General features: G+C 72.3%; 17 protein-coding genes and 1 pseudogene. 10 read left to right on the plus strand and 8 right to left on the minus strand.

What is annotated here, in order from left to right; all coding sequences use genetic code 11:
• Nucleotides 1–4: 4 nt before the first annotated feature.
• The 4 genes and pseudogenes from ABZ370_RS02020 to ABZ370_RS02035 form a co-directional block, all read right to left on the minus strand.
• Entirely contained in the window at nt 5–838 is an 834-nt protein-coding gene (locus ABZ370_RS02020) for a 1,4-dihydroxy-6-naphthoate synthase (RefSeq protein ID WP_358616013.1), read from the minus strand.
• 168 nt (nt 839–1,006) lie between these two features.
• A pseudogene (locus ABZ370_RS02025) lies at nt 1,007–1,690 on the minus strand (futalosine hydrolase); the annotation flags it as partial.
• A 52-nt stretch (nt 1,691–1,742) separates the two neighbouring features.
• Nucleotides 1,743–2,249, minus strand: a complete 507-nt coding sequence (locus ABZ370_RS02030; protein ID WP_358615144.1) for a hypothetical protein — start codon at nt 2,247–2,249, stop codon at nt 1,743–1,745.
• 139 nt (nt 2,250–2,388) lie between these two features.
• On the minus strand, nt 2,389–3,945 hold the full coding sequence (locus ABZ370_RS02035; protein WP_358616016.1) for an MFS transporter: 1,557 nt from the start codon (nt 3,943–3,945) through the stop codon (nt 2,389–2,391).
• Between the two features lie 401 nt (nt 3,946–4,346).
• On the opposite strand from ABZ370_RS02035, the gene ABZ370_RS02040 reads away from it, so the two are divergent.
• Both ABZ370_RS02040 and ABZ370_RS02045 read left to right on the plus strand, forming a co-directional pair.
• Nucleotides 4,347–5,264 carry a DUF3027 domain-containing protein gene (locus ABZ370_RS02040; protein WP_358615146.1) on the plus strand — a complete coding sequence of 306 codons (918 nt, stop codon included), beginning with the start codon at nt 4,347–4,349 and terminating at the stop codon, nt 5,262–5,264.
• A 715-nt stretch (nt 5,265–5,979) separates the two neighbouring features.
• A complete protein-coding gene (locus tag ABZ370_RS02045) occupies nt 5,980–9,279 on the plus strand; it encodes a molecular chaperone Hsp90 (RefSeq protein WP_358616019.1) in 3,300 nt (1,099 codons plus the stop codon).
• Nucleotides 9,280–9,310: 31 nt separating this feature from the next.
• Here ABZ370_RS02045 and ABZ370_RS02050 read toward each other — a convergent pair whose 3' ends face one another.
• The gene (locus ABZ370_RS02050; RefSeq protein ID WP_358615148.1) at nt 9,311–10,129 is read right to left on the minus strand and encodes an SAM-dependent methyltransferase; all 819 of its coding nucleotides are present in this window, start codon (nt 10,127–10,129) and stop codon (nt 9,311–9,313) included.
• Between the two features lie 195 nt (nt 10,130–10,324).
• Between ABZ370_RS02050 and ABZ370_RS02055 the strand changes: the two genes are divergently transcribed.
• On the plus strand, nt 10,325–11,089 hold the full coding sequence (locus ABZ370_RS02055; protein ID WP_358616022.1) for a calcium-binding protein: 765 nt from the start codon (nt 10,325–10,327) through the stop codon (nt 11,087–11,089).
• 87 nt (nt 11,090–11,176) lie between these two features.
• Here ABZ370_RS02055 and ABZ370_RS02060 read toward each other — a convergent pair whose 3' ends face one another.
• Nucleotides 11,177–11,437: a DUF2530 domain-containing protein gene (locus tag ABZ370_RS02060; RefSeq protein WP_358615150.1), complete on the minus strand. Its 261-nt coding sequence runs from the start codon at nt 11,435–11,437 to the stop codon at nt 11,177–11,179.
• Between the two features lie 176 nt (nt 11,438–11,613).
• Between ABZ370_RS02060 and ABZ370_RS02065 the strand changes: the two genes are divergently transcribed.
• The 4 genes from ABZ370_RS02065 to thpR all read left to right on the plus strand — a co-directional run bounded on the left by ABZ370_RS02065 (nt 11,614) and on the right by thpR (nt 15,784).
• The gene (locus tag ABZ370_RS02065) at nt 11,614–13,089 is read left to right on the plus strand and encodes an NCS2 family permease (protein ID WP_358615152.1); all 1,476 of its coding nucleotides are present in this window, start codon (nt 11,614–11,616) and stop codon (nt 13,087–13,089) included.
• Nucleotides 13,090–13,244: 155 nt separating this feature from the next.
• Nucleotides 13,245–13,709 (plus strand): MarR family transcriptional regulator, encoded by a 465-nt coding sequence (locus tag ABZ370_RS02070; protein WP_358615154.1) that lies wholly within the window; start codon nt 13,245–13,247, stop codon nt 13,707–13,709.
• Between the two features lie 32 nt (nt 13,710–13,741).
• Nucleotides 13,742–15,103: an MFS transporter gene (locus ABZ370_RS02075; protein WP_358615156.1), complete on the plus strand. Its 1,362-nt coding sequence runs from the start codon at nt 13,742–13,744 to the stop codon at nt 15,101–15,103.
• Nucleotides 15,104–15,190: 87 nt separating this feature from the next.
• Complete coding sequence (gene thpR / locus ABZ370_RS02080) at nt 15,191–15,784, plus strand: RNA 2',3'-cyclic phosphodiesterase (protein WP_358615158.1); 594 nt, start codon at nt 15,191–15,193, stop codon at nt 15,782–15,784.
• Between the two features lie 194 nt (nt 15,785–15,978).
• On the opposite strand, the gene ABZ370_RS02085 is transcribed toward thpR, so the two are convergent.
• Complete coding sequence (locus tag ABZ370_RS02085; protein ID WP_358615160.1) at nt 15,979–16,980, minus strand: aldo/keto reductase; 1,002 nt, start codon at nt 16,978–16,980, stop codon at nt 15,979–15,981.
• A 481-nt stretch (nt 16,981–17,461) separates the two neighbouring features.
• Here ABZ370_RS02085 and ABZ370_RS02090 point away from each other — a divergent pair, with 481 nt between their 5' ends.
• A complete protein-coding gene (locus ABZ370_RS02090) occupies nt 17,462–18,490 on the plus strand; it encodes a hypothetical protein (protein ID WP_358615162.1) in 1,029 nt (342 codons plus the stop codon).
• Nucleotides 18,491–18,563: 73 nt separating this feature from the next.
• Here ABZ370_RS02090 and serC read toward each other — a convergent pair whose 3' ends face one another.
• Entirely contained in the window at nt 18,564–19,682 is a 1,119-nt protein-coding gene (gene serC / locus ABZ370_RS02095; protein ID WP_358615164.1) for a phosphoserine transaminase, read from the minus strand.
• Between the two features lie 211 nt (nt 19,683–19,893).
• Here serC and ABZ370_RS02100 point away from each other — a divergent pair, with 211 nt between their 5' ends.
• On the plus strand, nt 19,894–22,839 hold the full coding sequence (locus tag ABZ370_RS02100; RefSeq protein ID WP_358615166.1) for an FAD-binding and (Fe-S)-binding domain-containing protein: 2,946 nt from the start codon (nt 19,894–19,896) through the stop codon (nt 22,837–22,839).
• 659 nt (nt 22,840–23,498) lie between these two features.
• Nucleotides 23,499–24,131, plus strand: coding sequence for a hypothetical protein (locus tag ABZ370_RS02105; RefSeq protein ID WP_358615168.1), 633 nt, complete (start codon nt 23,499–23,501; stop codon nt 24,129–24,131).
• Nucleotides 24,132–24,206: the final 75 nt, after the last annotated feature.

The following is a 24,206-nucleotide window of genomic DNA, read 5'->3' on the forward strand; positions in this document are numbered from 1 at the left end:
GGAATTACGCGAATTCCAGCGCGTCCGGGCCGAGGGGCGGTACGAGTCCCTCGGCCGCCGCGCGGGTGAGCAGTCCACGCACCGCCGCGTAGCCGTCCTCGCCCAGATCCGCGGTGAACTCGTTCACGTAGAGCCCGATGTGCTGGTCCGCGACGGCCGGGTCCATCTCCTGGGCGTGCTCCAGGACATACGGACGCGAGGCCTCCGGGTCGTCCCAGGCCATCCGGACCGACGTACGGATCGTCTCGGCCAGCTCCCGCAGCCGCTCCGCGCCCAGCGAGCGCTTGGCGATGATCGCGCCGAGCGGGATGGGCAGCCCGGTGGTCAGCTCCCAGTGCTCGCCCATGTCGGCGAGGCGGTGCAGCCCGTAATTCTGATAGGTGAACCGGGCCTCGTGGATGACGAGTCCGGCGTCGACCAGGCCGTCCCGTACCGCGGGCATGATCTCGTGGAACGGCAGCACCCGGATCTCCCCGACCCCGCCCGGCACCTCGGCGGCGGCCCACAGCCGGAAGAGCAGATACGCGGTCGAGCGCTCGCTCGGCACGGCGACCGTCTTCCCCGCGAGCTCCTTCGCCGCGCCCGGCTCCCGGGTGAGCACCAGCGGACCGCAGCCGCGCCCGAGCGCCCCGCCGCACGGCAGCAGCGCGTACTCGTCCAGCACCCAGGGCAGCACCGCGTAGGACACCTTCAGCAGGTCGGACTCGCCGCGCTCGGCCATGCCGTTGGTGATGTCGATGTCGGCGAACGTGACGTCCGGTGAGAGCGCGCCGGGGACGCGGCCGTGGGCCCAGGCGTCGAAGACGAAGGTGTCGTTCGGGCAGGGCGAGTAGGCGATCGTGAGCGGCTGTGCCGCCGACTGTGCTGCCGACTGGGTCACTGCTGGCTTCCTTCCAAGTCCACGTCCGGGGCTGCCTTCAGGTAGGTCCAAGCGCGGGGCTGCGTCCGGGGCAGGGGCCGGGGCCGCTTCTGCCGTGCGGAGGGCGGGTACCGCTTGCCGGAACGTCTCCGCCAGGGCGTCGAGCGCCTCGCCGATGCGCCAGGCCGCCCGGTCGCGCGGGCCGACCGGGTTGGAGACGGCCCGCACCTCCAGCACCGGCACGGACTGGGCGGCGGCCGCCTCGGCCACCCCGAACCCCTCCATCGCCTCGGCGACGGCGCGCGGATGACGCCGCAGCAGCGCGGCGGCCCGCTCTGCGCTGCCGGTCACGGTCGACACGGTGAGCACGGTGCCGCGTACGGCCCCGGTCGCCTCGGTGAGCGCCGCGACGAGCGCGGGCGGTGGCCGGTGTTCGACGGTTCCGAAGCCGAGGTCGGTGACGGCGGCGAAGCCGTCGGGGGTTTCGGCCCCCAGATCGGCGGCGACGACGGCGTCGGCGACCACGACGGAGCCCAGCGGGGCGTGCGGCGCGAAACCGCCGCCGATACCGGCCGATACGGCGAGGTCGTACGGGGCGCCTTGGACGGCCGCGACGGTGAGCGCGGTGGCGGTCCCGGCCGCCGCCGCGGCCGGGCCGACTCCGGCGGCCAGCACGTCGACGGTGAGCGGCGGCCCGTCGGGTACGTCCGTCCGCGGCCGGTGCAGCACTCCGCCGGGCACGGCGACTTCGGTGACCTCACCGGCCGTGCCGCATCCGCGCACCACGGCGTCCCGTTCCGCGGGGACGGCGGTGACGATCAGTACGCGCATCGGCGCCTCCCGGCTGTCGCGCCGCGGACCGGACCGGCGGGGCGGGGTGACGTCAGCTGTCCCGTTCGAGCTTGAAGCGCCAGATGCCCTTCACGCCCTGGCTGCCGTCGCCGAGCTCGGCCACGGTGACGGTGACGCTCTTCGACATGGTGGTCTGCCCGGTCTGCGGGTTCTGCTGCGCGAAGAGCGTGTCGCTGTCGAAGCTGCGGTAGGTCTCCTTGCTCGCCTCGGCCATGACCGGGTTGTTGGCGATCAGACCCCAGCTGGATTCGGCGATCTCCGGGTCCACCCCGATCCGCACCTTGTCCCCGGCACCCACCTTGACGGTGTGGGCGGGCTTGGCGGACAGGCACTTCTTGAACGTGCTCGAACCGAGGTTCTTGCCGTCGCCGAAGCAGCCCTTGCTCGCCTCCGCCGTCACGGTGCTCGTACCGACCGTCACCGTCGCGAGCGGCGTCGGCTTGTCGCAGGCGGAGAGGGCGATGAGCCCGAGGGCAACGGCGCAGGCGGCGGTGGTGGCCCGGCGGCCCTTGCCCCTGGAAAACAGCGCAGCGGTCATGCGGGCAGGCTATCGGGCCCTCCCGGCCGCGCGGCGCCGGGGTGGCGGATCGACGGCGGCGACGCGGGCCGGGGACCTCGACCCCGTCCGGAGCGCACACCTCGTGCGGCTCGACGGCGGCCACGCGGCCCGGGGACCGTCACGCCACCCGGGGGTGCGCGGTGGTGTGCCGGGCGGCGGACAGCAGTCCCCGGACGCTCACGGCCACCCCCAGGGCGATCATCGTCGCGGCGGCCGCCATGCCCACCACCCCGCTCAGGGGCAGCGAGATGCCCACCGCGCCGCCGACCACCCACGCGATCTGCAGGGCGGTCTCGGAGCGGGAGAACGCCGACGTACGGACCTCTTCCGGGACGTCCCGCTGGATCAGCGCGTCCAGCGACAGCTTGCCCAGCGCCAGCGAGATGCCCGCGGTGGCGGCCACGGCGGTGACCGTGACCGCGCCGTACAGCACCGCCGAGAAGACGACCACGCCGAGGGCCGAGGTCAGTACCACCGCGATGATCCGCTCCGGGCCGCGCTCCCGCAGCCAGGCGCCGATCGCCGTGCCCAGCGCGTTGCCGCCGCCCGCCGCGACCGCGACCAGGCCGAGCGAGAACTCGGGGGACAGCCCGCCCACCGGATGCTCGCGGAGCAGGAAGGCGAGGTAGAGGGTGAGGAATCCGGACAGTGCCTTGAGCGAGGCGCAGGCCTGGAGAGCGTGCAGCACGGACGGGCCGACGGTCCGCAGCCCCGGCTTCCGGGCCCCGCGCCCGCCGAACCCCCTTGAGAACCACCGGCTGGTGAACCACCGGCCGGGCCGTCCGCCGCGCGGGCCCGGGTTCCCGCCCGGCTCGGGGTCGGCGATCGGCTTGGGGTCGGCGACCGTCACCACCTTGGGCGCCACCTTGGGCGCGGCCTTGGGCGCCGTCGTCGACGCGGCCCCCGGCACGGCCCCCGGCACCGCCGCGCGGTGCCCGAAGTGGTGCTCGCCCGAGGTCAGCCGCGCCTTGGCCTCGCCCTTCGACGAATCCACCTTGTGCGGCAGGGTGAACGACAGGAACGCCCCGCCCATGAAGATCACGAACGCCCCGTACAGCGGCCAGCCCGGCCCCAGCTGATGCAGCCCGGCGCCCAGCGGGGCCGCCGCCCCGGTCGCCAGCAGCCCGGCCAGGGTCACCCGGGAGTTGGCCTTGACCAGCGAGAAGCGGGGCGGCAGCAGCCGCGGTACGACGGCCGATCTGACGACCCCGTAGCCCTTGGACGCCACCAGCACGCCCAGCGCCGCCGGATACAGTTCGAGGTCGCCGCCCGCCACCGCGCCCGCCATGGTCAGCGCGAGCACCGCGCGGGTCAGCATCGAGCCCGCCATCGCCGCGCGGCGGCCGTGCGGGATGCGGTCCAGCAGCGGGCCGACCACGGGCGCGAGGACGGCGAACGGGGCGAGGGTGATCGCCAGGTAGAGGGCGACCCGGCCGCGTGCCTCGTCCGTCGGCACCGAGAAGAAGACCGTCGAGGCGAGCGCGACCGTGATCAGCATGTCACCGGCCGAGTTGACCGCGTGCAGCTCGATCAGCTTGCCGAGTCCGGACTCGCCCGCGCCGTGGGCGTGGGTGGCCCGCCGGATGCCGCGGCCGGTCGCGGTGAAGGGCAAGTGGAGTGCGCGGCCGAGCAGACGGCCCGATCGTCTGATCGGGCCGTCCTCGTGGAACCGCATGCCTGCCACCCGACCATGGTGCCGCCAAGCTGCCCGCAACGTGAGACCTACGACGGCTTTCCGGCCATGACTCCTTCTTCTCCCACCCGCCAATCACCCTTCTGGCCAGCGAAAACGGCCATCCGACGGGTGTGTTCACGAACGCCGGACATGAGACGGGGGTGGGGGCGGCGCGGCCGGACAAGGTAGCGTGCTTTACGCGCCATCCACGGTCGTTCCTGGCCATGCGCCGAGTCGCCATCCCGCAGAATGGGACGTACAAGGCGCGCCCGAGGCCGGATCGGGTGTGGACGTCGACGCGGTCCTACGGTCCGCTCCGTCCGCAGTCCCGCCGTCCGGCCGTAGGGCTGGCGCACTCGTCAAACGACGGCTGAGACGGCGTGGAAGAGAGAATCGATCCTGTGAGTGCTGCGATGCGGAGCCGTACCCCCGACCGCCTGTGCGCCGAGGCGGTCGAACTCGCCCGCGAGGCGGCGGCGGAAGCGGCCCACCCCGGGGTGGTCGGCGGGTACGTGGAGGCGATCGCCGAGGGCGACCGCGTCGTCACGCATTTCTTCGAGAGCGCCGAGGCGGGCTATCGCGGCTGGCGCTGGGCGGTCACCGTCACCCGCGCCTCCCGCGCGAAGAACGTCACCCTGGCCGAGACGGTGCTGCTCCCCGGCGCCGACGCGCTGCTCGCCCCCGAGTGGGTGCCATGGAGTGAGCGGCTGCGCCCCGGCGACATGGGCCCGGGCGACCTGCTCCCCACCGAGGCCGAGGACCTGCGCCTGGAGCCCGGCTACACGGGCGAGGACGTCCCGCCGCCCAACTCCGTCGTCTCCGAGGAGATGGAGCAGCTCGCGGCGGTGGAGGAGGCCGATGTGACGGCCGGTCCGCCGTCCGCCGAACCGCCCGCGGCCGCCTCCGGAACCATCGCGGCGCTCGCCGAGGAACTGGGCATGCGCCGCGCCCGGGTGCTCTCCCGCTACGGGCTCCACGTCGCCGCCGACCGCTGGGACGAGGCGTACGGCGCCAAGTCCTCGATGGCGCAAGCGGCCCCCGGCACCTGTATGACCTGCGGCTTCCTGATGCCGCTTGCGGGCTCGCTGCGGCAGGCGTTCGGTGTGTGCGCCAACGAGTTCAGCCCGGCGGACGGCCGCGTGGTCTCCCTGGCCTACGGCTGCGGCGCCCACTCCGAGGCCGCCGTCATGCCCAAGCCCCCCCGCCCGGCCGAGCCGGTGATCGACGAGACACTGGTAGAGCCGATGCCCCTCCACCCGGACCGAACGAGCGGCTCCGTAGAACCGGACGCCCCGGCGGAAGAACTGGGCCACTCCTAGGCCCCGGCATCCCGGGCACCCTGCTTCCCGGCTTTTCGGGGCGTCCCGGGCGTCCCGGGCGCCCCGGCCCAGGGTGCCCCGGTTTCCCGGCTGGCTTCCGGGGCGCTCCCGCCTCTCGGCTCCGTGCGCCCCGGCTTCCCGGTTTCCCGGTCCCGGGCGCCCCGCCCCGGGGGCTCCGGCCTCCCGGGCACTCCGGTTTCCGGCTCCCGGCCCCGGCCCCGGGCCCTCGGCCCCTGGGCGTGTTGGTCGCGGCGCTTGCCGCACTGGTCGTGCCTGCCGGACCGGCTATGCCCGCCGCTGCCCCCGGTGGTGCGTCCGTCCGCGTCGCCGCGCGGATCGGTGCGCGCCCGCCGCGCTGAGTCCCTGCGCGCCGTCTGCCCTGCGGTGCGTCCGGCCGTGCCCGCCGTGGGTTCGGGGGGACGTGGCTGCCGTGCCGTTCGTCCCCGCCCGGCCGTACCGGCCGTGTCAGCCCCGCAGTGGGCCCGTCGCGGGGGCGTAGCCGTCGTGCTGTTCGTGCTCGTCGGGCCGAGCACCCGGCTGTACCGGTCGGGCCAGGCGCCACCGGCGTGCCGCGTGCCCGGGGCGTGGCTGGGCGTGTTCGGGGTGGGAGGGCGGGACGCGTGCGGGGTTCGGATGGGGGTACGTTCGCGGTCTAGCAAATGTGGAATGTGGCGGTACCCACAGGACCCGGAGGCGATACGTGAGCAGCACGGCGATGGTGCGAGGCGCGACCGAGGACGCGGACCCGTTCGGGACCGCGCGGCTGCGGCGCGGCGTGCTGGACGCCTGGGCCGCGTCGCCCGCCCGCTTCCGGGAGGACGCCAACGCCGAGGAGGACCTCGCGCTCGGCGGCCACCGCGACCGGCTGGTCGTGGAGCTGGCCCAGAACGCGGCCGACGCCGCCGCCCGTCTCGGCGTGCCCGGGCGGCTGCGGCTGACGCTGCGCCCGGCGACCGACGGCGAACCGGCCGTGCTGGTCGCCGCCAACACCGGCGCCCCGCTGGACGCCGTCGGGGCCGAGTCGCTGTCGACGCTGCGCGCGTCGGCCAAGCGGGACGAGGACCCCGGGCGGGCCGTGGGCCGGTTCGGGGTGGGCTTCGCGGCGGTGCTCGCGGTGAGCGACGAGCCCGCGGTGGTGGGCCGTTCGGGCGGGGTGCGCTGGTCGCTGGCGGAGGCCCGCGACCTGGCGCACAAGGCGGCGCTGCGCAGCCCCGGCCTCGACGACGAGCTGCGCCGCCGCGACGGTCACGTACCGCTGCTGCGGCTGCCGCTGCCCGCCGAGGGCTCGGCGCCGGAGGGGTACGACACGGTCGTGGTGCTGCCGCTGCGGGACGGCGCCGCGCTGGACGTCGCGGAGCGGCTGCTGGCCGCGGTCGACGACGCGCTGCTGCTGACCCTGCCGGGGCTGGCCGAGGTCGTGGTCGAGACGGTCGAGGGCGTACGGACGCTGCGCCGCCGCGAGGAGGGCCCGTACGCGGTCATCGAGGACGACAGCGACGCAGAACGGCGTACGTCGCGCTGGCGCACCGAGCGGGCGAGCGGCCAGCTGGACCCGGCGCTGCTCGCCGACCGCCCGGTGGAGGAGCGGCTGCGCCCGGTGTGGTCGGTGACCTGGGCGGTGCCGGTGGACGCCGAGGGCGCGCCGGTGCGGCCCGAGACGGCCCCCGTCGTGCACGCGCCGACGCCGACCGACGAGCCGCTCGGGCTGCCCGCGCTGCTGATCGCGTCGTTCCCGCTGGAGCCCACCCGCCGTCACACCGCGCCCGGCCCGCTCACCACCTTCCTGGTGGAGCGCGCGGCCGAGGCGTACGCGACGCTGCTGCGCGACTGGCATCCGGTGGGGACGGGCACGATCGGCCTGGTCCCGGGCCTGCTGGGCAAGGGCGAGCTGGACGGGGAGCTGCGGGCGCGGGTGCTGGAGCGGCTGCCGAGGGTGCCGTTCCTGCCGAGCGCGGCCGCGCCGGAAACCCTGGAGCCGGAGGCGGCGGCTCCGGAAGCGGACGCGGGCTTCGGCTGGGACGACGCGGTGCTCGCGCGCGGCACCTTCGAGGGCGAGCCGTACGCGCTGCGCCCCCGGGACGCGGAGATCGTGGAGGGCGCGGGCGCGGAGACCGTGGAGGTGCTGGCCGAGCTGTTCCCGACGCTGCTGCCCGCCGGTCTCGAACGGCGCCAGGAGCTGCGGGCGCTGGACGTGGCCCGGGTGCCGCTGGGCGAGGTGATCGACCGGCTGGCGGGCGTCGAGCGCGCCCCGGTCTGGTGGCGGCGGCTGTACGACGCGCTGGCCGGTACCGACCCGGACCGGCTGAGCGGGCTGCCGGTGCCGCTGGCGGACGGCCGGACGACGATCGGGCCCCGGCAGGTGCTGCTGCCGCTGCCGGGTGACGTCAACGGCGCGGAGGGGGCCCGGAACGAGGGCGAGGGCTCGGCGGGCGAGACCCACCGCACCCTGGCCCGCCTCGGCCTGAAGGTCGCGCATCCGGAGGCCGCGCATCCGCTGCTGGAGAAGCTGGGCGCGACCCCGGCCACCCCGCGCGCCGTGCTGAGGACCCCCCAGGTGCGGGCCGCCGTGGCGCATTCGCTGGAGGCGGAGGACGACTACGACCCGTTCGCGGAGGAGGGCGCGGCGCTCGGCGGCGCGCTGGACCCGGACACCCTGGCCGACACCGTCCTCGGCCTCGTCCAGCAGGCCCGGCTGGCGCCCGGCGACGAGCCGTGGCTGGCCGCGCTCGCCCTGCTGGACGAGGACGGGGAGCTGGCGCCCGCCGGTGAACTGGTCCTCCCCGGCGGCGCCTTCGAGCAGGTGATGCGGGAGGGCGAGCTGGCCGCGTGCGACGCGGACCTCGCCGAGCGCTGGGGCGAGCAGCCGCTGTCCGCGGTGGGCGTGCTGGCCGGTTTCACCCTCGTCCGGGCCACCGATGTGGTGCTGGACCCGGATGAACTGGAGCCGCGCGAGGGCGACTTCGCCGAGCCGGACGACGTCGGCGTGCTGGAAGCCGTGGACGTGTGGTGCGAGGACGCGCTGGACCGGCTGCCGGAGACCCCGGTGCCGCCGGTGGCCACCGAGATCGTCGCCGTGCGCGACCTGGACCTGGTGGACGACGACGCCTGGCCGCGCGCCCTGGCCATGCTCGCCCAGCCGCCGCTGCGCGACGCCCTGACCGAACGGGTACGGGTGCTGCTGCCGGACGGCACGACGGAGTCGGTGCGCTCGTACACCGCGTGGTGGCTGCGCGGCCACCCGGTGCTGGACGGCCGCCGCCCCGCCGGGCTGCGCGCGGCCGGGGGCGATCCGCTGCTGGCCGGGCTGTACGAGGCGGTGGACGCGGCCGGGTTCGAGGACGAGCAGGTGCTGCGGGCGCTCGGCGTACGGACGTCCGTGGCGGCGCTGCTGGACGAGCCGGGCGGCGCGGCCGAGCTGCTGGCGCGGCTCTCCGACCCGGACCGCCCGGTGACCCCGGCCCAGCTGCACGCGCTCTACGGCCTGCTGGCGGACCTGGACCCCGAGCAGGTGACGCTGCCGGACGAGCTGCGCGCCGTGGTGGGCGGCGAGCCGCGGGTGGTCGACGCGGACGGGGTGCTCGTCGCCGACGCGCCGGACCTGATGCCGCTGGCCGAGGCGGACGGCCGCGCCCTGCTGCCGGTGCGGCCCGCGCGGGCGGCGGACCTGGCCGAGCTGTTCCAGGTGCGGCGGCTGAGCGAGGCGTACCCGGCCCCGGTGATCTCGGAGGGCGAGACCCACGACGTCCCGGCGGCGGTCCGCGAACTGCTCCCGGACGCGCCGCTGTCGTACGTCGAGCACGAGGAGCTGCTGATCGAGGGCGGCACCGAGCTGGACTGGCGCTACGTGAACGGCCCCGGCGAACCCGAAGCCACCCTGCACGCCTCGACGGTGGAGGGCGTGGCGGCGGGCCTGTCCTGGGCCGCGGGCCACTGGGCCCGCCGCTTCGAGGTGGCGGCGCTGCTGGAGGACCTCACCCGCACCGAGGAGCTGGCCCGGGCCCGCTGGTTCGACTAGGCAGCGGCCGGAGCTGTAGCAATAGCCACGGCTACGGCTTGCGGGCCACGCCCGCGAAGATCCACAGGTCCAGGGCCTCCGCCGCGGCCCTGGCCTGTGCGTTCCCGGGGCGCCAGCGGTGCGGCATGACCACGCCGGGTTCGACCAGCTCCAGGCCGTCGAAGAACGGCAGGATCTCCTCGCGGGTGCGCCCCTGGACATGGATGCCGCTGGACCGGTACAGCCGGGTGACCGCGTCGGAGATCTCGGTACGGGGGTCGAGCCCGCCGTGGGAGAGGACCAGATAGCTGCCCGGGGCCAGGGGCTCGACCAGCTGCCGCACGATATAGAACGGTTTCTGCTCGTTCGCGATGAAGTGCAGTACGGCGTTGAGCGACAGCGCGACCGGTTGGCTCAGGTCGAGCGTGGCGTGCAGCTCGTCGGCGGCCAGGATGGCCCGCGGGTCGGTGATCTCGGCGTGCATGTAGGCGGTGCGGCCCTCGGCTGAGGAGAGCAGCAGGGCCTGGGCGTAGGCCAGCACGATGGGGTCGTTGTCCGCGTAGACGACCCGCGCGCCCGGGGCAGCCCGCTGGGCTATCTGGTGGAGGTTGGGCTCGGTGGGGATGCCGGTGCCGATGTCGAGGAACTGCCGGATGCCCGCCTCGGCCGCGAGCCAGTGGGTCGCCCGGTGCATGAACGACCGGTTGGCGCGGGTCCACGGCCTGACGTCGGGCCAGGCGGCCTCGATCCGCCGGGCGGCCTCGGTGTCGGCCTCGTAGTGGGTCTTGCCGCCGAGGAAGTAGTCGTACATGCGCGCCGAGTGGGGCTTGCTGGTGTCGATTTCGGCGGCGCGAAAACGGTGACCGGTCATACCGGGCATGTTACTGAGCGGTTGGCCAGGAGAAGTGACACTCCATCAGAACCAGCCGCTGTGAAGCTCCGATGATGTTGTGAAAAGCCGGTGAAAATCGTACAGTTGCGCCACACTCGGCTCCGAGTTCGCGTCGGCGTCTATCTCGACGCAGGTCAACGCAGCGGAGCCTTCTTCATCTTGTGGGGGATGCAGATGCGCAAGCGCATGACCTATGCCGTGCTCGCCACCGCGACCGCGGCCGCTTTCGGGGGGCTCGCCGTACCGGCGGCGCAGGCGGACGGCTCCGGCGACACGACGATCACCAAGGTGGCGGTGAGCGGCACCAACGTCGTCCTCTCCACCTCGGGCGCCAAGACCTTCACCGTCTCGGTGACGGCGAAGGACGACTCGGGCATCCAGGGCGCCGACCTGTACCTGGACGGCCCGTCGTACGGGTACGCGACCCCGACCGGCGCCGTGAAGTGCGCCGCGGCGGCCGGTGACCCGACCACCTCGACCTGCAAGGCGACCTTCGTCCTGGACCCGCAGGTCGACTTCATCGACAACAGCGTCGCGGGCCGCTGGTACGTCAACGTGTGGATCGACGCCAAGGACGGCGACTACCTCAGCGCCGACAAGGCCGGTTCCTTCGCCGTGCAGCGCGCCGCGAAGCTGACGGTCAACGCCGCGCCGGAGCCGGTCAAGAAGGGCAAGACCATCACGGTCACCGGCGCCCTGACCCGCGCCAACTGGGAGACCACCAAGTACGCGGGCTACACCGTCCAGCCGGCGAAGCTTGAGTTCCGGAAGGCGAACAGCACCACCTACACCGCCGTGAAGACGGTGAAGTCGGGCAGCGGCGGTGCGCTCAAGACGACCGTCAAGGCCGCCCAGGACGGCTGGTTCCGCTGGAACTTCGCGGGCACCAGCACGACCCCGCCGGTCAAGGCGGGCGGCGACTACGTGGATGTGAAGTAACACACGCCGCGAAACGCGCGGCGCCGGACCGCTGCCCTCGGCGGGGGTCCGGCGCCGTTCCCTGTCCGGCGGGGCCGGACGGCCGGGTCAGCCGTTGGCGCCGTTCTCCGAGGTGCGCCGGATCGCCGCGTCCCGCGCCCGTACGTACCAGATGCCGATCAATCCGAGTCCGCTGCCGGTCAGGCAGGTCCACAGCAACCACAGATGCCCGTGGTCGGCGTACCAGCCGTAGAACGGGAGCTGGACGAGGAAGAGGACGAACCACACGATTGTGCCGCCGATGATGGTGGCGACGACATTGCCCTCCAGGGGTGCAGGCGCTTCGTGCCGGGGTGTCCACTTCGTCATGTGGCCAGCTTACGGGGGCGCTGGTGAGGGCCTTCGGGGGAGCGATGCGCGGACCACGGTTTGGCGATCCGCGATTCATATATTCATACTGAACCGTTCTGGGTCTGGGTGGAATGTTCCTGTGCGATCCTCCAAGAGGCCCGCTTCACGATGTTCACCACCACCTGGGGTCGTCCATGTCTCCCTCGGCCAGCGGGCCGGTCGATGCCGAAAAGCAGGCGCCGACACCACCCATGAACCACCTGCCCTTCGTGGACAGGTTCTTCAAGATCAGCGAGCGCGGCTCCTCCCCGTCCCGGGAGATCCGCGGCGGACTGGCCACGTTCTTTGCGATGGCGTACATCATCGTGCTGAACCCGATCATCCTCGGATCGGGTCAGGACATGTACGGGCATCATCTGGACAACGGCCAGCTGGTCACCTCGACCGCCCTGATGGCGGGCATGTCCACGCTGCTCATGGGGGGCATCGGCAACGTCCCGATCGCCCTCGCCGCGGGCCTCGGCATCAACGCGGTCGTCTCGCTCCAGCTCGCCCCCAAGATGAGCTGGCCGGACGCGATGGGCATGGTCGTCCTCGCCGGTCTGGTGCTGATGGTCCTGGTCGCCTCCGGGCTGCGGCAGCGCGTCATGGACGCCATCCCCGGCGGGCTGCGGCGCGCGATCGCGATCGGCATCGGCCTGTTCATCGCCCTGATCGGCCTCGTCGACTCCGGCTTCGTCACCCGTAACCCGGACGCGGCGCACACCACCGTTCCGCTGGGCCTCGGTATCGAGGGCAAGCTCCAGGGCTGGCCCGTGCTGATCTTCGTGGCCGGTCTGGCGCTCACCTTCGTCCTGGTCGTCCGTAAGACCCGGGGCGCGATCCTCATCGGCATCGTGGTCATGACGCTGGCCGCGATCGCGGTCAACGCCGTGACGCGGACCCCGGACGCGAACTGGGGCCTGACCGTGCCCAACGTGCCGGACACGCTGGTGGCGACCCCGGACTTCGGGCTGGTGGGCCAGGTCAGCCTCTTCGGCGGATTCGAGAAGGTCGGCCTCCTGACCGGCTGCCTCTTCGTCTTCACCGTCCTGCTGTCCGGCTTCTTCGACGCGATGGGGACGATCATCGGCGTCGGCGAGGAGGCCGGGCTGACGGACGAGCGTGGCCAGCTGCCCGGTATGGGCCGCATCCTGATGGTGGACGGCGCCGCGGTCGCCTACGGCGGCTTCGGCTCGGCCTCCGCCAACACCTGCTTCGTGGAGTCCACGGCGGGCGTCGGGGAGGGTGCGCGCACCGGGCTCGCCAACGTGGTGACCGGCGGTCTCTTCCTGCTCGCGCTGGTCTTCACCCCGCTCGCCAAGGTCGTCCCGTCGCAGGCCGCGACCCCCGCGCTGGTGGTCGTCGGCTTCATGATCATGGCGGCGAACGTCAAGGAGATCGAGTGGAGCGACTCCACGATCGCGGTCCCGGCCTTCCTGACCATGATCGCGATGCCGTTCACGTACAGCATCACCAACGGCATCGGCCTCGGCGTGCTGTCGTACCTGCTGCTGTGCGTCGCGACCCGGCGGACCCGGGGCATCCCGTGGCTGCTGGCCGCCGTGGGGCTGTGCTTCCTGGTCTACTTCCTGCTGCATCCGATCGAGCAGGCGCTCGGCGTCGTGTGAGACGGCGCGTGTGTGTGAGCCGGGCGCGTATGTGATCCGGGCGCGTATGTGATCCGGTACGCGCCGCCACTCACCCATCACTCACATGGGTGAGTGGCCGAGGACACCCCTACCGGGGTTTTCATTAGACGAGGTAATGAGTTATGCTAAAGACCATGCCGGATTCGTCCCGCCTACCGTCGCCCCCGGCGGAAGCCCCCCTCGATGACGCGGCCGCGGTCAGTGCTCTGCGGTCGGCAGTGATGCGTCTGTCACGACGGCTGAAGCATCAGCGCGTCGACGAGTCGCTGAGCCCCACGGAGATGTCGGTGCTGGGCACCCTCGCCGGGTGCGGCTCCGCCACCCCCGGTGAGCTGGCCCGCAAGGAGCATGTCCAGCCGCCGTCGATGACGCGCATCGTGGCGCTGCTGGAGGCCAAGGGACTGGTCAGGCTGGAGCCGCACCAGGAGGACCGGCGGCAGAAAGTCGTGTCGCCGACCGAGCGGGCCGAGGTCATGCTCGAGGAGAGCCGGCGCAAGCGGAACGCCTGGCTGAGCGAGCTGGTCGGGCAGCTGTCCGAGGACGAGCGGGAGACGCTGCGCGCCGCCGCGCCCGTCCTGGAGAAGCTCGCGCACATGTAAGGAATGACCGAGCAGCCAGGAGGCGAACGAGCTTGAGTACGGGACCCGGAGCAGACTCCGCACCCGCACCGAACACCGACTCCCCTTCCGCCGGTACCACCGCGGTCCCCGCCAAGGGCGGAATGTTCCGTTCACTCAGGGTCCGCAACTACCGGCTCTTCGCGACCGGTGCCGTGATATCCAACACGGGCACCTGGATGTCGCGGATCGCCCAGGACTGGCTGGTCCTCAGCCTCACCCACTCCTCCACCGCGGTCGGCATCACCACCGCGCTGCAGTTCCTGCCCATGCTGCTCTTCGGCCTGTACGGCGGCGTGATCGCCGACCGATGTCCGCGCCGGACGCTGCTGCTCTTCACTCAGAGCGCGCTGGGCCTGTGCGGGCTGGCGCTCGCCGCCCTCACCCTGAGCGGACATGTCCAGGTCTGGCACGTCTACCTGATCGCGTTCCTGCTCGGCATGGTCACCGTCGTCGACAACCCGACCCGTCAGGTCTTCGTCAACGAGATGGTCGGCCCCAGCGACCTGCGCAACGCGGTCAGCCTCAACTCGGCGAACTTCCAGTCCGCCCGGCTGATCGGCCCCGCGGTCGCCGGTGTCCTGATCACCGCCGTCGGCAGCGGCTGGGCCTTCCTCATCAACGGTCTCTCCTTCGGCGCCCCGCTCATCGGCCTGCTGCTGATGCGCACCGGTGAGATGCACCCGGTCAAGCGCGCGCCGCGCGGCAAGGGCCAGCTGCGCGAGGGCCTGCGGTACGTCGGCAGCCGCCCCGATCTGCTGTGGCCGATCGTCCTCGTCGGCTTCATCGGCACCTTCGGCTTCAACTTTCCGATCTGGCTCAGCGCCTTCGCCGACGACGTCTTCCACGCCGGTCCGGGTACGTACGGCCTGCTCAACACCCTGATCGCGGCCGGTTCCGTCACCGGCGCCCTGCTCGCCGCGCGCCGTGTCACCACCCGCCGCAGGCTGCTGGTCGGCGCCGCGCTGCTGTTCGGCCTGCTGGAGATGGCCGCCGCGGTGACCCCGTACTTCTGGCTCTTCGCCACGCTGATGGTGCCGATCGGGGTCTTCAGCCTGACCTTCAACGTCACGGCCAACTCCAGCGTCCAGCTCGCCACCGACCCGGCGATGCGCGGCCGGGTGATGAGCCTGTTCATGATGGTCTTCGTGGGCGGCACGCCCATCGGCGGCCCGCTGATCGGCTGGGTCACCGACACCTGGGGCGCCCGGGTCGGCTTCGCCTTCGGCGGCCTGATCTCCGCCGTCGCCGCGGTCGCGGTGGGCCTCGCCCTGGCCCGCGCGGGCGGCCTCCGCCTCAAGGTGGACCTGCGCCGGGGCCGTCCGCACCTGGCCTTCGTGCCGAGGGCGCCGGAGGAGCAGCTGGCTCCGGCGTGACAGCGAGGAAGGCCTGACAGTGATCGTCTGACAGTGATGACGGCCTGACAGTGTTGAGGGCGTGACAGCGAGGAAGGCCTGAAACCGATGCGACTCTTCGCCGCCGTCCTGCCCCCCGAACCGGCCCTGGCCGAGCTGGGGGAGCGGGTCGACGCACTGCACCTGCTCCCCGGCGCGGACACCCTGCGCTGGACCGAGCGCACCGGCTGGCACCTCACCCTCGCCTTCTACGGCGAGGTCGACGACGGCGTACGCCCCGAGCTGGAAACCCGGCTGGCCCGCGCCGCCCACCGCCACCACCCTCACGACGTGCGGCTGGCGGGCGGCGGCCGGTTCGGCGACCGGGCCCTCTGGGCGGGCGTCGAGGGCGATCACGCCGCTCTGCGGCGGCTCGCCGACTCCGCCGACGCGGGGGCCCGGCGGGCCGGGATCGCCATGGACCGGCACCGTCCGTACCACCCCCACCTCACCGTCGCGCGCAACCGCTCCACCCACACCCACGCCACCCCCACCCACACCCCCACCCGCCTCGCGCCGTTCGCCGAGGGCCTCACCGGCTTCGCGGGCCGCGACTGGACCGTGGGGGCGCTGAGCCTGGTCCGCAGCCATCCACCGGCCCCCGGGGTGCCCGGGGAGCGGCCGCGGTACGAGGTGGTGGCGGCCTGGCCGCTGGGCGGCTGAGCGTCCCCGCTAACCTCGTGGTGTGGACCCGAAGACAAGAAACATGATCATGAGTGGTGCCCTGGTGATGATCCTCGTCGTGGTGGCCGTCGCGGCCGTCTTCGGAGGGTGAGCCGCCGGGGCGGCCCGAACAGGCAGGGGGTGTGACCGAGGACGGTCACACCCCCTCCGTACTGCCCCCCGTACGGGCAGGACTACCAGGCGAACGCCTCCGGCGTCGGCCCCGGGCCCGGGAAGATCTCGTCCAGCCCGCTCAGCACCTCGTCGCTCAGCGTCAGCTCGGACGCCCGCACCGCCGAGGCCAGCTGCTCGGCCGTGCGCGGCCCCACGATGGGTCCGGTGACCCCGGGCCGGGTCTGCAGCCAGGCCAGGGCCGCTTCGCCGGGCTCCAGGCCGTGCTTGTCGAGCAGGTCCTCGTAGGCCTGGATCTGCTCGCGCACGGCCGTGTTCTTGAGCGCGTCGGCCGCGCGCCCGCCCGCGGTGCGGGCACCGGCGCCGCCCTCCCGCTCCTTGCGGATCGCGCCGCCGAGCAGCCCGCCGTGCAGCGGGGACCAGGGGATGATGCCGAGGCCGTACTCCTGGGCGGCCGGGATCACGTCCATCTCGGCGCGCCGCTCGGCCAGGTTGTACAGGCACTGCTCGCTGACCAGGCCGTACGAATTCCGGCGCCGGGCCGTCTCGTTGGCCTGGGCGATGTGCCAGCCCGCGTGGTTGGAGGACCCGACGTAGAGGATCTTGCCCTGCTGGACCAGGACGTCGATGGCCTGCCAGATCTCGTCCCACGGCGTCGCGCGGTCGACGTGGTGGAACTGGTAGAGGTCGATGTGGTCGGTGCCCAGCCGCTTGAGGCTGGCGTCCACGGCTCGGCGGATGTTGAGCGCCGAGAGCTTGTCGGTGTTGGGCCAGGGCCGCCCGCCGTCGGCGGCCATGTTGCCGTACACCTTGGTGGCGATGACGGTCTTCTCGCGCCGTCCGCCGCCCTTGCCGAACCAGCTGCCGACGATTTCCTCGGTGCGGCCCTTGTTCTCGCCCCAGCCGTACACATTGGCGGTGTCGAAGAAGTTGATGCCCGCGTCGAGCGCGGCATCCATGATCGCGTGGCTGTCGGCCTCGTCGGTCTGCGGCCCGAAGTTCATGGTGCCGAGGACCAGTCGGCTGACCTTGAGGCCCGTGCGTCCGAGCTGCGTGTACTCCATGGACCCAGCCAATCCCTTGGAGTGCGCTCTAATCAAGGGCCACCCCGGCGGCCCCCTCGTTCCGAGCCCCGCTATTCCGGAAAAACCGGAGGCCCGCTTTTTGGCCCCCCGTCGCGGTCAAAAAGCGGGCTACCGGAATCTCCGGAATGCTGATGGGGATTCCGGGACCAGGAGTGAGGTCGTACAGGAGAATTGCTGTACTCGCTCATGGGTAGAGACGTTAGAGGCGGCCATTCTGGAAAGCAATGCCGGAGCCCGCTATGCCGTCAATGCCCGATAAATTTCCGGTACAGATAATCCCCGGATGGATTCAAATAATCCGCGGGTTATTTGCGCGATCCGTTCGCCGTCAATGATTTACGTACGGTATTGGTCCGTCATTCAATGAGGAGGTGCGGGAGGGGCGGCCGGGTTGCGTCAACCCGCCCCCGGCGGCCGTAACGCGACGTCGGGGCCCCGCCGGGATGGCAGGCTTGGGCCCATGCGTCCGTTTCCGTACGTCCTCGGTGCCGCCGTGCTGGCGGCTCTGCCCGTCGCGATCCCCGCTCCCGCGGCGGCCGACGACTCGTCCCCGTCCTCGTTCACCATCGAGGACCCCCGCATCACCGAGTCCAGCGGACTCGCCGCGAGCAGGGCGCACCCCGGCGTCTACTGGACGCACAACGACAGCTCGGACGGGGCGTACGTCTACGCCGTCGACAGCAGGACCGGAAAGACGGTCGCCCGGGTCGAACTGCGCGGCATAGGCCGTCCCCGGGACGTGGAGGCGATCTCGATAGGGCCCGACGGCAATGTGTATGTCGGCGACATCGGCGACAACCTCGGCGGCACCTGGCCCCACGTATGGATCTACCGCTTCCCCGAGCCCAAGGTCCTCAAGGACACCACGGTCACCGCCACCCAGTTCACCGTCCAGTATCAGGGCGGGCCGCGCAACGCCGAGGCGATGATGGTCCACCCGAAGACCGGCCGGGTCTACATCGCCAGCAAGAGCGACGACGACCCCGGGCTGTACGAGGCGCCCGCCACGCTCTCCCCCCAGGGCACCAATGTCTTCCGCCGGGTCGCCGACCTCGACATGGAGGTCACCGACGGCGCCTTCGCCCCGGACGGCAGCCGCCTGGTGCTCCGCGGCTACTTCTCGGCCTCCGAGTACCGCTGGACGAATGGCAAGCCGCAGGCGCTGAAGGAGCTCAAGGACGAGCCGGGGCTGCCGCTCCAGCGCCAGGGCGAGTCGGTGACCTTCACCCCGGACGGCGGCACGCTCATGTACGGCACGGAGGGCCCGGGCAGCAAGGTCACGGCGGTGGACCTGGGCGGGGAGCTGCTGCCGGACGCGACCGCGAAGAAGCAGAAGAAGGACGGGGACTACTCCTCGCGCCCCGACGGCAAGCGGAGCGCCGACGAGGACGAGAAGAACAGCACCCTGCTGAAGGCCGGGCTCACCTTCGGCGCCGCGACGGTGATCTTCCTGGGGCTGCGGCGGCTGGTCCGGCGCCGCCCGCGGTAGATATCCGCGGTAGCTATGCGGAAGGGCCCGGGGCAGCAGCGCCCCGGGCCCTTCCGCTTCGGCTACGTATGCCTCACAGGTGCTCGATGACGTAGTCCACGCAGGCGGTCAGCGCCTCGACGTCGGCCGGGTCGACGGCCGGGAACATCGCCACCCGCAGCTGGTTGCGGCCCAGCTTCCGGTACGGGTCGGTGTCCACGATGCCGTTGGCGCGCAGCACCTTGGCGATCGCGGCGGCGTCGATCCCCTCGTCGAAGTCGATCGTGCCGATGACCTGCGACCGCTTGGCCGGGTCGGTGACGAACGGGGTGGCGACCTTGGACTCCTCGGCCCAGCCGTACAGGGTGCGCGAGGAGGTGGCGGTGCGCCGCACGGCCCAGTCCAGGCCGCCCTGGCCGTTGATCCACTCCAGCTGGTCGTTGAGCAGGAAGAGGGTCGCGAGCGCCGGGGTGTTGTACGTCTGGTTCTTCAGCGAGTTGTCGATCGCGGTCGGCAGCGAGAAGAACTCCGGCACATGGCGGCCGGACCCGTGGATACGGGCCGCGCGCTCCAGGGCCGCGGGGGAGAAGATCCCGATCCACAGCCCGCCGTCCGAGGCGAAGGACTTCTGCGGCGCGAAGTAGTAGACGTCCGTCTCGGCGATGTCCACGGGCAGACCGCCCGCGCCGGACGTGGCGTCGACCAGCACCAGCGATCCGTCGTCGGCCCCGGCGACCCGCTGGATGGGCATCGCGACACCGGTCGAGGTCTCGTTGTGGGTGAAGGCGTAGACGTCCGTGCCCGCCTCGGCCCGCGGCTCCGGGTGGGTGCCGGGGTCGGAGGAGATCACGGTCGGGTCGGCCAGCCACGGCGCGAGCTTGGCCGCCTTCGCGAACTTCGACGAGAACTCGCCGAAGGTCAGGTGCTGGGACTTGTTGTCGATGAGGCCGTGCGTCGCCACGTCCCAGAAGGCGGTGGAGCCGCCGTTGCCGAGGACGACCTCGTAGCCCTCGGGGAGCTGGAACAGTTCGCGCACGCCGTCGCGCACCGTGCCGACCAGGTTCTTGACCGGGGCCTGCCGGTGGGAGGTGCCCAGCAGGGAGCTGCCGGTCGCCGCGAGGGCGCTGAGCGCCTCGGTGCGCACCTTGGAGGGGCCCGCGCCGAAGCGACCGTCGGCGGGCTTGATGTCTTCGGGAATCCGGATCTCAGCCACGACCGAAGCCTAATCCGTCGGAACCCGGCATTCGGCGGAGGGTCCAGTCGCTGAGACGATCCGTCCACGGACGGGGAGGGTGAGCGCTCTCATGTTGACGCCGCTTGACGGCGCGGCCATGACACGGTCCGTGCAATGTGATCCATGATCACGTCGGCTGAACACAATCTGGACATTCTCTTGGGGAGCCTCACCAGGGAACATGGGGTGCATGGCTGAGCACGAGGCAGACGAGCTGGAACAGGCGCTGAGCGGGGCCGTCCGAGGGGATGTCTCCTTCGACGCGGCGAGCCGGGCCCTGATGACCATGGACGCGTCGAACTACCGGCGCGTGCCGACCGGTGTCGTCGCACCGCGCGACGCGGACGACGTGGCGGCGGCGCTGGCCGTCTGCCGGGACCGCGGGGTGCCGGTGGTGGCGCGCGGCGCGGGGACGTCCATCGCCGGGCAGGCGACCGGGCTCGGGGTCGTCCTCGACTTCACCCGCCACATGCGGTCCATCCGGTCCCTGGACCCGGAAGCGCGGACCGCCGTCGTCCAGCCCGGCGTCATCCTCGACGAGCTGCGGACCGCCGCCGGCGCCCACGGCCTGACCTTCGGCCCCGACCCGTCCACCCACAGCCGCTGCACCCTCGGCGGCATGATCGGCAACAACTCGTGCGGCTCCCACTCGGTGGCCTGGGGCACCACCGCCGACAACGTCCACGCGCTGGACGTCCTGAGTTACGGCGGCGAGCGGGTCCGCGCCGCCCAGGGCGTCGACACGCTCCCCGCCCGGCTCCGCGACGGCATGCGCTCCCTCGCCGGTGACCATCTGGCGCTGCTGCGCACCGGCTTCCCCGAGCTGCCCCGCCGCATCTCCGGCTACGCCCTGGACGAGCTGCTGCCCGAGAAGAACGCGGACGTGGCCCGCGCCCTCACCGGCAGCGAGGGCACGCTCGGCGTGCTCACCGAGGCGACCGTACGGCTCGTCGAGGCGCCCGCCGCCCGGGCCCTCGCCGTGCTCGGCTACCCCGACGAGTCCGCCGCCGCCGAGGCCGCACACACCTTGCTGCCGTACGGGCCGCTCACCGTCGAGGGCATGGCCGCCGACCTGGTCGTGGGCGCCTCCGGGCTGCCCAAGGGCGGCGCCTGGCTGTTCGTCGAGGTCGGCGGCGCGGGGCGCGAAGAGGCGTACGCCCGCGCGGAGGAGATAGCGCGCGCCGCCGCGCACGCCACCACCGACCACACCGTGGTCGCCGACCCGGCCGGGCAGCGCGCGTTGTGGCGGGTCCGCGAGGACGCCTCCGGCACCGCCACCCGGATGCCCGACGGCAGCGAGGCCTGGCCCGGCTGGGAGGACTGCGCGGTACCGCCCGCCCGGCTCGGCGCGTACCTACGCGACTTCCGCGCCCTGCTGAACCAGCACGGGCTGCGCGGCACGCCGTACGGGCACTTCGGCGACGGCTGCATCCACGTCCGCATCGACTTCGACCTGATGCGCGAGGCCGGGGTGCGGGTCTTCCGCGACTTCTCGACCGACCTCGCCGACCTCGTCGTCACCCACGGCGGCTCGCTCTCCGGCGAACACGGCGACGGGCTGGCCCGCGCCGAGCTGCTGCCGCGCATGTACGGCGACGAGATGGTCGGGCTCTTCCACCGCTTCAAGGACCTGTGGGACCCGGCGGGCGGCCTCAACCCCGGCGTCCTCGCCCGCCCCCGCCGCCTCGACCAGGACCTGCGCTTCGACGTCCTGCCGCGCCGCCCGGTCGACGTCGAGTTCGGCTACCCGCACGACGGCGGCGACTTCTCGGCCGCCGTGCGCCGCTGCGTCGGCGTGGCCAAGTGCCGCAACGAGTCGGTGTCCGGGGCTTCCGTCATGTGCCCCTCGTACCGCGCGACCGGCGAGGAACAGCACTCCACCCGCGGCCGCGCCCGGCTGCTGCACGAGATGCTCGCGGGCGAGGTCGTGCGCGACGGCTGGCGCTCGGAGGAGGTCCGGGACGCGCTCGACCTGTGCCTGTCCTGCAAGGGTTGCCGCAGCGACTGCCCGGTCGGGGTGGACATGGCCACGTACAAGGCCGAGTTCCTCCACCACCACTACGAGGGCCGGGTGCGCCCCGCCTCCCACTACGCGATGGGCTGGCTCCCGGTCTGGCTCCGGGCCGCCTCCTTCCTGCGGGCGGCACCGGTGGCCAACGCGGCCGCGGGCGTCGGCTTCCTGTCCACCCTGGCGAAGCGGGCGGGCGGCATCGCCCCGGAACGCGACATCCCGGAACTGGCCCGCGAACCGTTCACGCGGTGGTGGCGGGAGCGGGTGCGCGAGGCGGCGCGCGAGGCAGGGCGGGGCGCCGGGTCCGCCGCCGGGCTGGCCGCGCCGGGCGCCGCTGCCGCGGGCGGTACGGCGGCCAGGGGCGCCGCTGCCGCTACCGATGACCCCGGTGCCGGGGTCGGGGCCGGGGCGGACGGCCGCACCGTCGTCCTCTGGCCCGACACCTTCACCAACCACCTTTCCCCCTCCGTCGGCCGGTCCGCCGTCGCGGTGCTGGAGGCGGCGGGCCTCCGCGTCGTCGTACCGCCCAAACCCGTGTGCTGCGGCCTGACCTGGGTCTCGACCGGCCAGCTCGACCGCGCCCGCGCGGTCATGCGGCGCACCCTGGACGTCATGGCCCCGGCCCTGGACGCCGGTCTGCCCGTCGTCGGCCTCGAACCCAGCTGCACGGCCGCCCTCCGCACCGACCTCCCCGAACTCCTCGGCGACGACGACCCCCGCGCCGCCCGCCTGGCCGACTCCGTCACCACCTTCGCCCAAGCCCTGGAGGACTACGCCCCCGACTGGCAGCCCCCCAAGGTCGACCGCCCGGTCGTCGGCCAGACCCACTGCCACCAGCACGCCGTCCTCGGCGACGCCGCCGACCGCCGCCTCCGCGAACGCGCGGGCCTCACCGGCGAACTGAGCGGCGGCTGCTGCGGCCTGGCGGGCAACTTCGGCTTCGAGGCGGGCCATTACGACGTCTCTGTGGCCTGCGCGGAGGACCAGCTCCTACCCGCCGTACGCAACGCGGACGAGAACGCCGAAGTCCTGGCCGACGGCTTCTCCTGCCGCACCCAACTCGACCAACTGGCCAACCAGCCCGCCCGCCACCTCGCCGAGGTCCTGGCGGAACGCCTGCGCTAGTCCCAGGCTCGGCAAGGCGGAGGGTCGTCCCGGTACTGGGTTGTACCGGGGCGACCCCGACTACGTGGCGGGCGTGCGTGTCAGACACCGCGAGACAGGCGGGCCCCAACCACCGTGACACGCCCAGGAATTGGGGTTGAAAGGTGAGCGCCCTTTGATGTTCCAATGGTTCCTACGGAACGGTGGAACCTGGCGCTCCTCCGCTTGTTCCGTCGACCACTGAGAGTGCCGCGAGAACGTCCAGGGGGAAGTCTGCATGACGTTTGCTCGTAAGACCGTAGGAATCACTCTTGCCGCCACAGTTCTGATGCCGCTCTCCGCCCACGCGGCGACAGTGGATCAGGGACCGTCCAAAGCCGTCGTTCTCTCCAATGCTGAGTTCGCTCGCCTGTACGGGGAGAAAGCGCTGACGAAGCCGGTCGGAGCAGCGGCCAGCCCACTGCGGGACCGAACGGCGACCACGTATGAATCCGTCACGGCTCACGCATGGCATACCAAGGGTGATTTCGTGGTGGCACTGGCAGACCGAGGACCATCGTTACAAGCTGCCGGGACACAGGGGCAAGATCGGTACGATCACCGCCTTCTGCCAGGGCGTCAACCGGTGCCCTGACGTCGTGAACACCGTCTGACTCGCACTCCCAGGGAGATCGATCACCGTGGTTGAGGACGACCCCACCGCCGACCGGACGCCGCGCGACGTTCTCCTGGGGAGCCTGCTGGGGAGGCTGCGAGAGTTCGTGGCCTCCCCCTTGACGCCGGGTTCGCATGTGCTGCGGGGGCTGCTCCCACCGACAGAGATGGATCGCGGCGCGAGAGTCGTCTTGTGGGACGGCCAAGACCTTGGCTCCACGTACGCCCTGGAGATCCCGCTGCTCGACGATGACGGCGAGGAAATCCCCCACGATAATTTCATCGCCGCACTACGCGCGTGCATCGGCCAGCGCGAGGCTCTCGGTCCGCCCTTCCCCGACGAAGTATTCCCGGTGCCTGTACTCGACGCCCGGCGTCACTTCCTCAATACCGTCGATGCCCCGCCCCTCACCTTGGCGGATGCCGTGTACCTACCGCTGCTTTCCCTCGGTTCGACGAACGACCCGGCGCCCCTTTCTGAAGACGTGGAAGAGGAAGCAGACGAGGTGGAATGGCGCCTCCTCGGCTTCATGCTCGTCGATGAGCGGTATGCCCGGTACTACGTCAGATGGACAGAAACCGGCGTGTCTGGGGGCTCGACTTCTGTATGCGCGACGAGGCGGGGAAGGTCGACTCACGCGGTGGGACCGCCGACATGATCTTCCCGGCGCTGGCATCGTCCCACGACCTCGAACGATTCCATCGACCGGTCTCCGATAACCACTGCCAGGCCG

Source organism: Streptomyces sp. NPDC005962, from assembly GCF_040629205.1.
Lineage (GTDB): Bacteria > Actinomycetota > Actinomycetes > Streptomycetales > Streptomycetaceae > Streptomyces.